The sequence below is a fragment of the Bifidobacterium sp. ESL1118 genome (assembly GCF_058505595.1).
Map to the genome: position 1 here is coordinate 457,154 of NZ_CP196371.1, position 15,362 is coordinate 472,515.

A 15,362-nucleotide genomic window follows, 5' to 3' on the forward strand; every position below is an offset into this window, starting at 1 on the left:
GTCATATTTTCAGTCAGCTGAGTTGAATATGTATAATTCTTCTCGTGATGAAATGAGATGTAAATCATAAAAGTACAGCATATGTTATATGTTTTATATATCAGTTTAAAAAACGAGGTGTGAAACTATGCACGCAAAGAGATTCTGGAGGCTGGCAGTCGGTGTTGTTTCGATTGCGGCGATGGTAATGTCGCCTGCCGTTGCGCAGGCTGATCCTGCACAGGGCCAAGTCGATGACAGTCAAACGCAGCAGCAGACGGTCACGGGTCAGGATCCCGCGGACGGTAAGGGTGATGCAAACCAAGGCGATGCTCATACAGGCGACGGCAATAAGACAGACGGTAACGCTTCGAGTGGCACGCAGAACGGTGCCGAGAACGGGCAGGACGGGCAAAACGATCAGCAGGGCGACGACGCAGCCAAGTCCACTGATGGTACGCAGGGCAATGACGATTCCTCTAAGTCAGCTTCAACTGATGCGCCGGCTCTTCCTGAGCCGCAAGGCGAAGTTGATCACAAGCCGGCGCTGGCTCGTATGCTCGCCTATAATTCCAAGGTAGACACTTGGACCGATGAGGTGCGTGCTGACTTTGTGGTTCGCGTGGCCCATGGTGATGTGGATCCCAACGCAGTGCCGCTCGCCACGGCCAGCGGGAACACAGGTCGCGACGCAGCTGGCAAGACCGGTCTGCTGTTCTATTACTCTTGGAACCTGCACGACGATAGCAGTGAGTCCTTCAGCCGTGCGGCGTACATGAACACGCTGGGCACCGCCTCCGATTCGCAGGCGGCCAAGCAGGTCGCCGCTGAGCAGTGGGCCAAGAACGTGGATTGCTACTACACCATCCACAGCGTCACTACTTCGGCGAGCGGCAAATACGATTATCTTTCCGTCTCCCTTGAGGGCGATGTGGATTATCCGGACTTCAGCGGCAATGGCGGCGAGTATCAGCTAGGCGGTGCGCCTCATCAGCAGAAGATCTATGCGGTGGTCGGCCAAGGCATCAATGAGGTCAACGCCTGCAGGGGTCTCGGTTTCTGCACTGTGGGCACCCGCAAGTCGCTCTTCGATCCTGCTTATGCCACGAACATGGCTGCCGGTTACGACATCAACGGTTACAACCCTTGGTGCAAGCCTGGCGAGAAGAACAACTCTGCCAAATGCTCCGGCCCTGTGGCCCATGTGGGCTACGATAACACCGCTAAGCTTTGGAGTGGCGGTCAGGCCAACTGGGGCATGGAGACCACCAACGGTTTCAATTCCTCAGCAGCCCAGGCTCCTGCAGGCACTGCTCCGGCCAAGTCCTTCTTCGCTGCGTGGGGCAATCCCGGCTACGAAGAAAAGTCCAACCCTTGCGGGCGCACGTCTACGTTCTACTATGAGTGGCTCGGTCTGAGGGATGGCAAGTGGGTGCCTGTAACGGGTATCAACACCAAGGCATTGGCTTCCAATGGCCAGAAGCCGCAAACCACGGGCGACGCCAACGATGTGTCCTACAATGCACCGCTCGAAAGCAACCCTGACCGAACGATCATGGGCGACGGCGATGCTCAGAACGCCGATGGTTCCATCGACTTCGCCAAGGCGAAGCAGGAGCAGGGTCTCGACGGCTACTTCAAGCTCGTCAGCTGGCCCACTTCCACGGATAGGAACGGCAACATCAACGGCTGCATCGCGGACAGCAATGCTTCCAACACCATGCGCAAGGTCTATAACCCGCTGTATGGCAACGAAAACGGCATCAGTGAATACATGGCTGCCAACGATCCTTCCAAGGTCGATGAGCTTATGGCTGAAGGTTGGACGCTCGACACGGCGTTTGAGGGTTACAACTTCAACGAGTCTGCTCCTTCCGACGCCAAGGCAGTCCCCTTCAAGGTCGATTCTCGCCACACCAAGGCGACTGGTCTCGCTGCGAGCGACCATAAGCCTCAGATGGTGAAGATGCTGGCCTACAACAACAAGGTTGACACTTGGAACGATGAGCTTCGCGCCGACTTCGTGATGCGCGTGGCCCACGGCGACGTGAACCCCAACTGCATCGGCCCCGTGGGCGGTGCCCAGCCTGGCTACGATGTCAGGAATCCGGGGAATTATGGCCGTGATGCCATAGGTGAGTGTGGTCTGCAGATGTTCTACAACTACACCGACGGAACCATGCGCTCCGCTTCCTATGTCAACACCCTCGGCAGTGACAATCTGGGTGAAAACAGCAGCATCAATATGAAGGATGCTTCGTATTGGTGGGCTCGTAACGAGGATGCCATGTATACGATTCGTGGCATCTCCGCTGATGACAGTGGAAAGTTCGATTACATCACCATCTCCATGGAAGGCGATACGAATTACAACGACTCCGGTGCCCAGAGGAACACCCTCAATGGTGTCGGGAAGACGCTCCACATCTACGCTGTGGTCAACAGTCCTTTCGATGGTGTCGACCCTGTACGTGTGGATGACTTCTTGTTTAATCCTGACACCAACCCTGTGGGCGATAGCCACGACAAGGATGCCAAGGAGGCGCTTAAGCGTATCAATGGTGTGAATGCCAACTATTGGAATGATCTTACCCAGGATAAGTATCCTATTCGGCTTTATTCAGGTGTGGCGTGCGATTCCAAGAACACTGCCGATAAATGCAGTGGCCCTCTTGCGGCTGTTGGTTGGGATAATGCCACTACTCTTGGCAACGCCCATCCGAGCGAGCTGTGGAGTGGCCGTCAGACCAATTGGGGTCTGATTACGGACAATGGTTTGGCCACGAGGACGGAGCCGCGTGGCACGGCGCCGGCGAAGTCGTTCTTTGTGGATTGGTACAATCCGTCGGAGGGTACGGCGAGGAACGCGTGCTCGGAGGTGTCGAAGTACTATTTCCAGTGGATCGGCCTGGCGACGAACGGACATTGGTTCCCGGTGCAGGCGTTGACGCCGGAGGCGCAGCTTGAGGATACGGTGGCGAACAAGGGCAGTGAGGACGGTTCGCAGTACGTGCAGTACAATGATGGCCGGAGGCTGGTGGCGCGCAGGGCGGACGGGAGCCTGGCCCCGGCGCAGAACGCTGACGGGTCCGTCGACTTCGCGAAGGCGAAGGCGTTGCAGTCGGACCTGACGGGCTATTTCAAGCTGGTGACGTGGCCGGTAAGCTCGAACGCGGACGGCTCGCAGTCGGGCTGCGACGCGGGCGGTGCGATGGACGTGTACAACCCGTTGAAGGGCAACGAGCGTGGCGTGTCCACTGTGTTGGCTGTGAGGGCTCCGGAGCTTGCGGACGAGCTGCTGGCGAGGGGCACGGCCGTGGCGACGGCATTCCAGGAGTACAGCTTTGGCGGCTACAAGTCCGAGGAGTCGCATGTCACCATCAGCCCCAAAAAGTATCTGATTCAGTACGTGATGAATGATGGTGTGCCTGTGGCTGCCCCGTACTTTGCCAATGCCGACGATTTGGTGAGGGTCCCTGTCACCCCGCACCGCAACGGGTACATCTTCGATGGCTGGTTCGACGGCAATCGTCCGTTTGACTTCGCTACTGACCGTGTGTCGGGCGACTTGACGCTGACGGCGCATTGGTCCCGGCCTTCACTGAACACGCTCATATTCAAGCAAGGCGATACGGTGAACTTCCGGTGGCTGCGCAACGAGGGTGGCAATCCGGAGCCCGATCCTGTCGTCATCTCGGCGAAGCTCGACGGACAGAAGGTTCCGATTGAGCGCTTGCAGAGCAACAACTGGAAAATTATGCCCGTTGGCAGTAAAGGCGAGTGTGAGCTGATTGTCAGGTATCGGCATGCAAACACGAACGTGGTGGACACGATGAAGTTTGCAGTGAAGATAGTCTGATGATTTAGAGGATGTGTTGTGCCTGCCGCTGCCCAGCTGCAGGCACAACAGCATTGTGTCGATTGTGTAGAGTAATCATTGACAAGGGAGTAATGCTATGGAGCAACGTTGTAAGAAAGCCGGGCTGTGGCGCGTCATAGAGGTGTGTTGTGCAGTTATGGCTGCACTTGCCACTGTATGCGCTGGTTTTGCAATCTTGCCAAACTCCATCAGTGCGTCTGCTGCCGATTCGCCGGCGCCAGGCTCGGTTCCCTCTTCGTCTCAACCGCATAAGGTTCGTGCTGTTGCAAGCCGGAGTGCTGGGGCTCTCAGTGATACTGATTATGACCCTCTGGATCCTGCGAGTCAGCTGAATGATGGTATGTATGATGATTCCAATATGTCGGTTTCTCAGAAAGACATACCGGCTCTGGGTGTGTGTTATGCTGCGAAGAGCAGTAATTGGGGAGTTGGTGGGCCTGCCTCTCCAAATGCCGATGGCTACCAGTGGCAGATAGCGAAATTCGGCGATGACTGTGTCTTGGAGATTAAGCCAGCCAATGATACTCCTAGCTATTCTTGGCTTGAGACTGCTGCAATAGATCCAAAGAATCCAGTTTATGGGCAAGCGGTAAAAAGTAAATTGCCGCAAGATGAGCCAGGGCTCATGTCGGCCCAAACGTTTACTGACATGTCTGATGCCAACGCTGCAGCACCGAATGCTCAGCACCCTGTGCCAAAGCAGTTCGTCTCCGTTGGCGTTTCGGTGACGAAGGCGAAGATTGAGACCACCGACGGCCAAGCTTGTAGCGGAAGTGATAATTGTCTCGTGGCCTATCCTCGCAAGATTTGGCCGACATGGAGCACAAAGCTGGTCTCAAACGATTATGGTTTGGTCTCTCCTGCACCGGATAGTCATCAACGTAGAGCTGGCTTGTTTCAGTTTCTTCCGAATCTGCGGACTGTGGAGGGACTTGGCAATATCGCGCATGTGACGGCTGGGCAGATTGCGAGTGATTCGATCAATGAGCAGGCTGATAACGAGAACTTGGCCGAGATAAGCAGTGCTGTGTTTTGGCAAAGCATGTTCGCGAACGACGCATCCATCGGCATGGTCGAAGGTCTTGCAGCTGCCGGTGGGACTTCGACCAGTGCTCCAAAAACATGTGTGGCACATACTGATGGCATTGATGGCGCTGAAGGCAAGGATGAGCGAAGCGGATTGGATTGTACTCTTGACTTTCTCGGTCGGGCAGTGTTTCCTGCCGGTGCCAAGTTGTCTAGTCTGTTTGCCCATTCTGCATTGACAACGATTGATTTGTCTTCGCAGCATCCGTCGCCACAGGAGCATGTCGATATTAGCGGTGTGTCGGATTTGACAGGAACTTTCCAGTATTGCTATCTGTTGGAAACTGCGAACCTCAAAAACCTGAATATCAATGGCGCAATTTCTGTGAGCTCTTTGTTTAAAAGTTGTGAGCATTTAGGTATCCATCAGGATGCTGATCATATTAAGGACATATATGGTGCCAATGTAGGCGGTCTGAGTGCCAATGCCTTGAAGGACGTTTCCTACATGTTTGACGATACCCATCTGTATTCATTCACACCAGGGATTGTAGGTGGAATCAACGTTACGAATGCTCGCGGTATGTTTGATAATTGTAATTATCTTCAGCGGTTTGAGCCAGATGCGGCAGTGTTTGCGCATGTCACCGACCTGAGCTATATGTTTCATAATTGCAAGGCTTTGCGTCATACATTTCTCGGCCGAAATTTCATTCTCCCTCACTTCAACGATCAAGGACAATTGGTTTCAGGCGATGTTCCAGGTCTTCCTGCTGGTGGTGAAGTCATCAAGGACAATAACGGGAATAATGTACCGGGGATTGATGCCAGTTATATGTTTTCTGGCTCGGGAATCGATGATCTGCAGATTGGCTCGAACTTTGATATGACGGGTATTTACAAAGCCGATTATATGTTCAGCTACTGTCAGAATCTGACTGCGTTCAACGCGACTTCGCTTCATTTGACGAACACTACCTCATTGGAGGGTATGTTTTCAAATTGCGCGAAACTAAAATATGTTCGGCTTTCCTGCTATGCCGGAGTTCCAGCCAATGCGCCAGGTTCCGTGGGTTATCCTGATGATGAGGCTGATCAGAAGAAGGTGACCTGTTCTGCTGACGATATTGCGGAGAATGCACAGGTGGATCTTTCAAAAGCCGAGGGACTTGTGAAGATGTTCGAGGGTGATACCAGTCTGAGATGGTTCGACGCTAGTAATCTCCATATTCCGGATCTGCGTGATATTGGTGAGATTCTTAACGGTTGCACGGCGCTGGAAAATGTATGGATGAATCATCTTAACGTGCAATATCTGGGGAACATGGAAGGTGTATTTGACAATTGTTCAAAGCTGCAGATTTTTCAATCTCAGGGCTCTACATTGACGGCTGTAACTTCAATGAGCCGAATGTTTAGTGGCTGTGCCGAGTTGCGGTCGTTGGATATGGCTGGCACAACGACCTCTCGAAGTTTGACTGACACATCGTACATGTTCAGTCATACTGGCATCCCCGCATTTGTACGAACGGTGTGCAATCAAGTTGATTTCAGCGGTGTGACTGACGCTGCCGGCATGTTTTACTCGGATATGAATCTGGCTGTCTTTTCCATGCCGAAAGACGATAAGGCATTCACCAGCTTGGTTGACGTGCATAGCATGTTTGAAGACTGTACAGGTCTGACGAATCAGGCGGGGCAGCTGAAATCCGATTTCAGTGGGTTGCAGATGGCGCTGTCAAGCAACGATATATACGGTAATGTACGCAGAGGCGATGTGCGTCATATGTTCGCCAACTGCTCAAGCTTGCATAAGCTTGATATTTCATCGTTCGACACCAGAAATGTGGATCATTTCGAAGGGATGTTCGCCGATTGCACAGGGCTCATCGAGCTGGATGCCGATGCGCTTGATTCGTCCGTGCTCTACGACTTCACCGCTCAGAAGGAACGAGTGGCTGATAACCGGTATCGCAACATGTTCTCCGGCTTGCCTTGGCTCAATAGGATTTGCTTGGGCAAGAAGTTCCAGTCCGATTATTTCAAGGATTTGGATTCCGTTCGCAGCAATACGGGCGATCCAGAGCAGAATGTTACTCTTAATACAAACGAGGATGCGAATTATGCTCTTTCTTACCCAGATGGCGATATGAGTCCTGATGGGAAACCCATCACAGTGAATGCCGCGGACAAGAAGTGGTCCGCCGTTGGCAGTGGTGATATCACAGTCGGCACCGGCCAAGACGACAAGACGTTCTCTTGGAACGAGCTTATTCGTCGTTCCAGCGTGTTCTCTGTTTCCGGAAACGTGCCTGCAGTCGGGGTCTACGAGCTTAGTCCGTTTGTGATGATTGGCTTTTACAAGACTAACTCCACTTCAAGTGCTCCGGACAACGTTCTTCAGGAGCCGACGAAATTTTATCTGCGGGCTGGGCGTACTCTTGACGCTCCAAGCGTTCCGTCGCCCACGAAGGTGCTTGGTTGGAGCAAGGTAGACGGCGACGGTTCCTTGGAACAGTTCCCAAAGTTGCTCGATAACGGCAACCGGCCGGTTGAGATTTCGGTGACTTCGGATGAGAGTGCCATTACCTTCGATAATGAATATGCCGTCAAGAATGCTGATGGTTCGTTTACCGGTTATGCCACGGCTCATAATGCAAAGGCAGGTGCTCAAGTGAAGACTTCCGCAGGCAAGGTGGGTGATTCATCAAATGTATCTGGTAATAGCGATGGCTCCGGTGTGGTTCCATTGCAGTATCAGGACGACGGAGTGACACCTTGGTCTGACGAGGATATGGAGAAATCTGCTATCCTTGCAGCTGAAACTCAGGCTAAGAACAATGCGCTGAGAGACGCACAAAGCAACGCGGTGCAGAAGGCCGATCCGGGCTGGGCAAGCACTACAGTGGACTATTATGTGGTGCCGGTGCCGGGGCAGTCCGGCCTGCCGTTCACCGGTTCGTTGGCCATTCTGCTTCTGCGGATTCTTGCAGCGCTGTTGCTGGTTATTGCCGCGGTGTTCCTTCGTCGCAAGGTAATCAGTATGAAGGTGCGCAGCAAGCGCTGATTCGCTGGTTGCCGTTGCAAGCGGGCCCGCTCACTCAATATACGTAGTGAGCGGGCCCGTTCGTAGGTGTGTATATTTCAGTCGCATGGTCCTATTGAATGATTTTGGCTATTTAGCCTTTACCGGCTAGGCCTTACGCTTCGTCAGCTTTCGATGCGCTTGCGCTGGATGAAGTAGCTCCAGGCGAAGTAGATGAGCACGATCGGCAGCAGGATGCATAGTACAATCGCCATGGCGTGCAGGGTGTAGGCGGAGGCTGCGGCGTGGTAGTACACCTGGTCGTGCCTGCCGTCGTTGGAGATGATGGTGCGCGGGAACATGCCATTGAACACGAACGCCGTGAACGCCAGCAGTGTCACTCCCGAGCAGACGAACGCCCGTACGCCGTGCTGCGCACGTGCCGCCAGCTGGGCGGCTGCCACGGCAACAACGATGACTAGGAGCAACGCGATGGTGGTGGCGGTGCGTTTCTTGAGGAAGTCGGTTTGCAGAGCCGCGAGCACCACCAATACCACCAGCGCCACGTCGACTCCCCAATAGACCTTGCGGCTGACGCTGAGCATGCGGCTTGAGCGCTTCTTGCCCAGCTTGAGGCTAAGGAAGTGCAGTCCGTGCACGAAGCAGAGCAGTGTGAGTGTGATGCCACCTACCACGGAGAGCGGGTTCACCACGTCGCCGAAGTTGGCGCAGATGTTTCCCATATCATCCACGGGCACGCCCTGGATGAGGCTGGCGAGCAACATGCCGAAGAAGAACGACGGCAGCAGGCTGCCGAAGAAGTTGGCCCATTGCCAGAAACTGCGCTCCGCCCCGGCGTCCGCGTGGCCGGCGAATTCAAAGGAGACGCCGCGCACGATGAGCGCCACAAGCATGAGGAAGAGCAGCATGTAGTAACCGGAGAAGAGCGAGGCGTACCACATGGGGAATGCGGCGAACATGGTGCCGCCAGCAGCCACGAGCCACACCTCGTTGCCGTTCCAGTGCGGGCTCACGGCTCGCATGTAGAGTGTGCGTTCGCCGTCGCTCTTCGCCACGAATCTGGTGGCCATGCCGACTCCGAAGTCGATGCCGGAGAAGAAGAGGAACATTGCGAAGAGCAGCGCAATGGCCGCGAACCAAAGAATCTGTTCAAATGTCAGGGAGCTCATGCCAGTTCCGCCTTTCCTTGTGCGATCACTTGCGCGGGCTGTGCCTCATGCGCGCTTTCGACCACCTGCGCTGTTGCTTGCGCTGTCAATGTTTTCTGTGTTGATTGGTTTTTCCCGGCTGTCGTTCTGGCTTTGGTCGTGCCGTCGACGTCTTCCGCATCGGTTGCATCCGGGCCTTGGTGCAGCGTCTTGCGCGAGTAGTAGATCATCACTCCACCCAGGAACACGAAGAGCAGGAAGTAGACGATGTTTGTGGTCAGCAGGTTGCGCACCGTCATGCGCGGCGAGATGCCGTCTGCAATGGTCATCAGTCCGTAGACCAGCCAGGGGTAGCGGCCGTGCTCGGTGATGAGCCAACCCGCGGTATTGCCCGCGAACGGCAGGTACAGGCAGATGCCGAGCACCCAAAGTTTCCAACGGCTGCCGGCCAGCGTGTTCTTGGACTTGCGGGTGAACCAGAGGGCCAGTGCCGCTAGAATGAGCACGACGAAGCCGATGAGCACCATGATGCGGAAGCTCCAGAACAGCGTGGTGGCGGGCACGTAGTAGTTCACGCGCGATCCGAACTGCGAGTCGAATTTGGCGTGCATCTCATGGTTGATGGCTGTCATGCCCTTCACCGAACCGGAGAGCCTGTGGTATGCCAGCAGCGAGAGCAGGGCCGGCACCTGGATGCCTTTGCTCGTCTTCGCCTGCTCGTTGATCAGGCCGATGACCATCCACGGGGCAGGGCTTTTCGTGTTCTTGTAGATGCCCTCCATCGCCGCGAATTTCATGGGTTGGTCGCGCACCACCTGCACGCTCTGCAGGTCGCCGGTGATGATGACAAGCAGCGAGGAGATGACGGTGACCACCGCAGCCAGGCGCAGGGACTTGACGTAGAATTCCTTGGTCTCGATGGCGGTTGCGGCGCTCATCTGCTTTTTGTTGAGCAGGCCGAACGCGCTCATGCCCACCACGAGGAATGCGCCCGTCATGAGTGCGCCGAAGAACACGTGGGGCACCGCGCGCCAAAGCTGCGGGTTGGTGATGATGGCCCAGAGACTCGTCATTCGCGCGGCGCCGGTGTTCGGGTCGATCTTGAAGCCGACCGGGTGCTGCATGAAGCTGTTGGCCGAGAGGATCCACACCGCCGAGACGGTGCTGCCCAGCCAGATGATCCACATGAAGCAGGCGTGCACCGCAGGCTTGAACCGGTTCCAAGTGAATGCCCAGACTCCGATGAACGTGGATTCCAGGAAGAAGGCGAGGAGAGCTTCGATGGCAAGTGGGGCGCCGAAGATGTCGCCCATGAAGCGCGAGTAGTTCGACCAGTTCATACCGAACTGGAATTCCTGGATGAGGCCTGTCACCACGCCCACTGCGAAGCCGAGCATGAAGATACGCCCCCAGAAGCGCGTCATGTTCAAGTAGATCTTCTTGCGCGTGGCCACGTACATGGTCTCCATGATTGCGATCACGAAGGCCAGGCCGATGGTCAATGGCACGTAGAAGAAGTGGAATATGGTTGTCATCGCAAACTGTATGCGAGACAGTCCCAATACTGTCATTTCAGCCCCTCATTGCTCTATGGCCCCACGGATCATTGAGGTGTGAGCATGATTCGTCTCTGTCAGATGCCGACGCAGCCGCTCTCATCCGTCATATGGTTATGTGAGGAAATGTACATAAATGTATGCTTCCAGCATATCTTTTGCGGTGGTCATTGGCATTGGCGGTGCCTATTCTGTATGCTCAGCTGTTTCATAAGATGGCGGAACAATATTGTGTTACCTATTTGTGCCCATAATTTGTGGTATGATATATTCATGTTGATTGAAATCGAGCGGTCCGCACGAAAGCACGGATGTGAAGACGAGGAGATACGGTACGCTATGCTCCATGCCGACGCTTATGACGATTTCAAAGGTATCCCAGGAGAGCCGACATTCATGTTCGTTGGTCCGCCGCATGCAGGGGCATTGAACTCTGATTGGCTAGAGGTTGCGGTCTCCATGTGGCATGACGGCACACTTCATGCGTTCCATGCCATGCCGGTCGGGCCGAAATGGCGGTACCTCATGTATCGAAAGGGAAGATGATGGATATGGTATCCAGGCAACAATGGGAGACGATGTCTGATCGCGAGCGGACTGACGTGCTCGCTGAGATGGCCGAATCCGGCGAGTTGGAGCCTGGCGGCCACCCCATATATCGCGATTCGGATGCGCCGGCGATGAACGATGACGATCTCGTGGCCATATTTGTGGGCCGCCCCAGACTTGATGAGCATCAGACGGCCAAGGAGAACTGGAAGGTCCGTACAACAAAGGCACAGGCCGATTGGGCCGCGCGCAGTGCGAAGGCCGAACATACTAGCACGTCGGCACTCATCCGCAAGGCCGTCAATGAGTATCTGGTCCGTCATCATGCATCCCTTAGTCCGCAAGCAGTTTAAAGAAGAAGGCCGCGGCATTGCTTGGCTGGTACGGGTGTGGGCAGCGATTTTCAATCTATGGTCATCGCGCCCTACTCATCCGGCAACGATGCTATAGTACAGTCTTATAAAGGCACTGATCCGTTATCGGCGGGGAGCTTTCGGAAGAACGGTCGATGTTGTCGCGCTCGCGTTACTGACGTGGCGTGTGCGATTCGAAATGTTGACTTAGTAGAACCGACGGGTGGGCCCGCATAGCCCGTTTCAAGCGGTTGCGCTGATGTTGAAGTATATGGCGTTGCTAGTCGGCAAGTTCTGCGGTAGCGGGTGCTCAAAGCTTCTGCAGCAAGACGCGCAACAAGCGGGGTGGTACCGCGGCGGCCGGCAATTCGGCTGTTCGTCCTCGCAGGAATGTACCTGCGAGCGAGGAGCGTCACGGTGAGCCAATCTACTAATTCTACGGCTGCACAAGAGCTGTCACATGTTTATCCCAAGGCCACGGTCGGCGGGCAGTCGGAGCATGTGGCGCCAAATCCGAGTTTCCCCAAGCTTGAGGAGTCGGTGCTTGACTATTGGGACAAGGACGACACCTTCAACAAGTCGGTGGAGCGTAACCCTTCCGGCGACCACAGCGACAACGAGTTCGTCTTCTTCGACGGTCCGCCGTTTGCCAACGGCCTGCCGCATTACGGCCATCTGCTCACCGGCTATGCCAAGGATGTGATTCCCCGTTACCAGACCATGAAGGGGCGCAAGGTCAAGCGTGTCTTCGGCTGGGACACGCACGGCCTGCCCGCCGAGCTTGAGGCGCAGAAGGAACTGGGCATCGAGTCGGTCGATCAGATCGAGGAGATGGGCATCGAGAAGTTCAACGATGCCTGCCGCAAGTCCGTGCTGAAGTACACCAACGAATGGCAGACCTACGTGCATCGCCAGGCCCGCTGGGTGGACTTCGAACACGGCTACAAGACGCTTAACACCACATATATGGAGTCCGTGATGTGGGCCTTCAAGTCCTTGTACGACAAGGGCTTGGCCTACGAGGGCTACCGCGTGCTGCCGTATTGCCCCAAGGACCGCACGCCGCTCTCCGCGCACGAGCTGCGCATGGACGATGACGTGTATCAGGACAGGCAGGACACCACCGTTTCGGTTGCCGTCAAGCTGCGCGACGAGGACGATGCCTACGCCGTCTTCTGGACCACCACCCCTTGGACCACGCCCACCAACTTCCTCATCGTGGTCGGTGCCGACATCGACTACGTGGAGGTGCGCCCCACCGAGGGCAAGTTCGCCGGCAAGAAGTTCTACCTGGGCGAGCCCACGCTCAAGAACTATGCCAAGGTGCTCGGCGAGAACTACGAGGTGATTCGCACGCTGAAGGGCAGTGAGATGGCCGGCTGGCGCTACTGGCCGGTGTTTCCGTACTTTGCCGGGGACGAGGCGGAGTCCGAAGGCCACGTCCCCGGCCCGAACGCCTATCAGATCCTCACCGCCGACTACGTAGACACTGTCGAGGGCACCGGCCTGGTGCACCAGGCTCCCTATGGTGAGGACGATATGAACACCCTCAACGCCAACGGCATCAATTCCACCGACGTGCTCGACGCCAGCTGCACCTTCACCTCCGCCTGCCCGGACTATGAAGGCATGTACGTCTTCGACGCGAACATGCCCATCGTGCGCAACCTCCGCAACGGCGATGGCCCGCTGGCCCGCATCCCGGAGGAACGGCGCGCCCTGCTTTTCGAGGAGAAGAGCTACGTGCACTCCTATCCGCACTGCTGGCGCTGTGGAACTCCGCTGATTTACAAGCCGGTCTCCTCCTGGTTCGTCTCGGTGACGAAGATCAAGGACCGCCTGCTCGCCAACAACCAGCTCATCAACTGGATTCCCGGCAATGTCAAGGACGGCCAGTTCGGCAAGTGGCTGGCCAATGCCCGTGACTGGTCCATCTCCCGCAACCGGTTCTGGGGTTCGCCGATTCCTGTGTGGGTCTCGGACGACCCGGCTCATCCGCGCGTGGACGTGTACGGCTCGCTTGAGGAACTGAAGAACGATTTCGGCGACTACCCACGTGACGGCGAAGGCAAGGTCAACATGCACCGGCCCTACATCGACAACCTGACGCGGCCAAACCCCGACGATCCCACCGGCAAGTCGCATATGCACCGCATCAGCGACGTGCTGGACTGCTGGTTCGAGTCCGGATCCATGCCGTTCGCCCAGTTCCATTACCCCTTCGAGAACAAGGAGTACTTCGAGCAGCACTTCCCGGCGGATTATGTGGTGGAATACATCGGCCAGACCCGTGGCTGGTTCTACGTGCTGCATGTCATGGCCACTGCCCTCTTCGACAAGCCGGCGTTCAAGAACGTGATCTGCCACGGCATCGTGCTGGGCAGCGACGGTCTCAAAATGAGCAAGCATCTGCGCAACTACCCGGACGTCAACGGTGTGTTCAACGATTTCGGCTCAGACGCCATGCGCTGGTTCCTCATGAGCTCGCCGATCCTTCGCGGCGGCAACCTCATCGTCACCGCCGACGGCATTCGCGACACTGTGCGTCAGGTCATGCTGCCGGTGTGGAGCTCGTATTACTTCTTCACCCTCTACGCAAATGCCGCCAACCACGGCAACGGCTATGAGGCCCGCCGGCTGCGTGCCGACGAGGTGGCTGGATTGCCACGCATGGACCGTTATCTTTTGGCTCGTACGCGTCAACTGATCGTCGCCGTTGAGCATGCGCTCGACACGTTTGCCATCTCCGATGCCTGCGCCGCAACCCAGGACTTCATCGATGTGCTCACCAACTGGTACATCCGCAATACGCGCGAGCGCTTCTGGAATGAGGACGAGAATGCGTTCAACACGCTGTACACCGTGCTTGAGGTGTTCATGCGCGTGCTTGCTCCGCTGGCTCCTATGGAGGCCGAGACCATTTGGCGTGGGCTGACGGGTGGGGAGTCCGTTCATCTTGTGGAGTGGCCGTTCGTGACCAAGCAGGACGAGGAGACCCGCAGCGTAGGCGCGAACGCCGAATCCGAGAGTCAGCTGGAACATGGCACCGACATCGAACTTGGCGCGGTGCTCGTTGATGATTCTGCGTTGGTGGAGGCTATGGAGAAGGTGCGCGCCGTGGTTTCCGCCACGTTGTCTCTGCGTAAGTCCAGCCAGATCCGTGTGCGTCAGCCGTTGGCGAAGCTCACCGTTCTGGTGGAGGATCCAGAGGCTGTGCGTGCCTACGAGCCGCTGCTCAAGTCCGAGCTCAATGTGAAAGACGTTGAATTCTGCGAGCTTGCCGATGCCGCAAAGCAAGGGCTGAAGATTGTGCACGACCTTAAAGTCAATGCCCGCGCTGCCGGCCCGAGGCTTGGCAAACGGGTGCAGTTTGCCATTCGTGCCGCCAAATCCGGCGATTGGCGGGTTGGCGAGTCCGGCGCCCCTGTGGTTCACACCGCCGACGGCGATATTGAGCTGCAGGATGGCGAATACACGCTGGTCAATCAAGTCGAGGAGGAGAGCGAGGCCGACAAGAAGAACGATGTGTCGGCAGCACTGCCTTCCGGCGGCTTCGTCATCCTCGACACTGAGCTTGACGATGATTTGTTGGCCGAAGGCTATGCTCGAGACACCATTCGTGCGGTGCAGGACGCCCGTAAGGCCGCCGGTCTCGATGTCACCGACCGCATCGTGCTCTCGCTCACGGTGCCTGCCGTCGACGAGCCGAAGGTAGATCAGTTCCATGATCTCATCGCCCAGGAGACGCTCGCCACGCGGATGAGTGTCTCTGCCAATGCAGATGTCAAGGAGCTGAAGGTCGAGGTCGCCAAGGCCTAGCTGGCA

At 56.2% G+C, this 15,362-nt stretch carries 7 protein-coding genes; 5 read left to right on the forward strand and 2 right to left on the reverse strand.

The genetic code is table 11. From position 1 onward, the window contains the following. Nucleotides 1-127: 127 nt before the first annotated feature. On the forward strand, nucleotides 128-3,838 hold the full coding sequence (locus ACSYSS_RS01805) for an InlB B-repeat-containing protein (protein ID WP_491703806.1): 3,711 nt from the start codon (nucleotides 128-130) through the stop codon (nucleotides 3,836-3,838). Nucleotides 3,839-3,935: 97 nt separating this feature from the next. Continuing rightward, a complete protein-coding gene (locus ACSYSS_RS01810; protein WP_491703807.1) occupies nucleotides 3,936-7,952 on the forward strand; it encodes a BspA family leucine-rich repeat surface protein in 4,017 nt (1,338 codons plus the stop codon). 143 nt (nucleotides 7,953-8,095) lie between these two features. Here ACSYSS_RS01810 and cydB read toward each other — a convergent pair whose 3' ends face one another. Together cydB and ACSYSS_RS01820 are read right to left on the reverse strand one after the other, a co-directional pair. After that, a complete protein-coding gene (gene cydB, locus ACSYSS_RS01815) occupies nucleotides 8,096-9,100 on the reverse strand; it encodes a cytochrome d ubiquinol oxidase subunit II (RefSeq protein ID WP_491703808.1) in 1,005 nt (334 codons plus the stop codon). Then, nucleotides 9,097-10,614, reverse strand: a complete 1,518-nt coding sequence (locus ACSYSS_RS01820; protein WP_491703809.1) for a cytochrome ubiquinol oxidase subunit I — start codon at nucleotides 10,612-10,614, stop codon at nucleotides 9,097-9,099. Before ACSYSS_RS01820 ends, cydB begins: the two co-directional genes overlap by 4 nt. 294 nt (nucleotides 10,615-10,908) lie before the next feature. Here ACSYSS_RS01820 and ACSYSS_RS01825 point away from each other — a divergent pair, with 294 nt between their 5' ends. From ACSYSS_RS01825 to ileS, 3 genes are all read left to right on the forward strand, one after another. Then, on the forward strand, nucleotides 10,909-11,181 hold the full coding sequence (locus ACSYSS_RS01825; protein WP_491703810.1) for a hypothetical protein: 273 nt from the start codon (nucleotides 10,909-10,911) through the stop codon (nucleotides 11,179-11,181). A gap of 5 nt (nucleotides 11,182-11,186) precedes the next feature. Continuing rightward, nucleotides 11,187-11,537 (forward strand): hypothetical protein, encoded by a 351-nt coding sequence (locus ACSYSS_RS01830; RefSeq protein WP_491703811.1) that lies wholly within the window; start codon nucleotides 11,187-11,189, stop codon nucleotides 11,535-11,537. A 453-nt stretch (nucleotides 11,538-11,990) separates the two neighbouring features. Then, complete coding sequence (gene ileS / locus ACSYSS_RS01835) at nucleotides 11,991-15,356, forward strand: mupirocin-resistant isoleucine--tRNA ligase (protein WP_491704171.1); 3,366 nt, start codon at nucleotides 11,991-11,993, stop codon at nucleotides 15,354-15,356. Nucleotides 15,357-15,362: the final 6 nt, after the last annotated feature.

Excerpts from the sequence above, each read along its gene's own strand:
- ACSYSS_RS01805 (WP_491703806.1), top strand. The coding sequence starts at position 128 with ATGCACGCAAAGAGATTCTGGAGGCTGGCAGTCGGTGTTGTTTCGATT.
- ACSYSS_RS01810 (WP_491703807.1), top strand. The coding sequence starts at position 3,936 with ATGGAGCAACGTTGTAAGAAAGCCGGGCTGTGGCGCGTCATAGAGGTG.
- cydB (WP_491703808.1), bottom strand. The coding sequence starts at position 9,100 with ATGAGCTCCCTGACATTTGAACAGATTCTTTGGTTCGCGGCCATTGCG.
- ACSYSS_RS01820 (WP_491703809.1), bottom strand. The coding sequence starts at position 10,614 with ATGACAACCATATTCCACTTCTTCTACGTGCCATTGACCATCGGCCTG.
- ACSYSS_RS01825 (WP_491703810.1), top strand. The coding sequence starts at position 10,909 with ATGTTGATTGAAATCGAGCGGTCCGCACGAAAGCACGGATGTGAAGAC.
- ACSYSS_RS01830 (WP_491703811.1), top strand. The coding sequence starts at position 11,187 with ATGGTATCCAGGCAACAATGGGAGACGATGTCTGATCGCGAGCGGACT.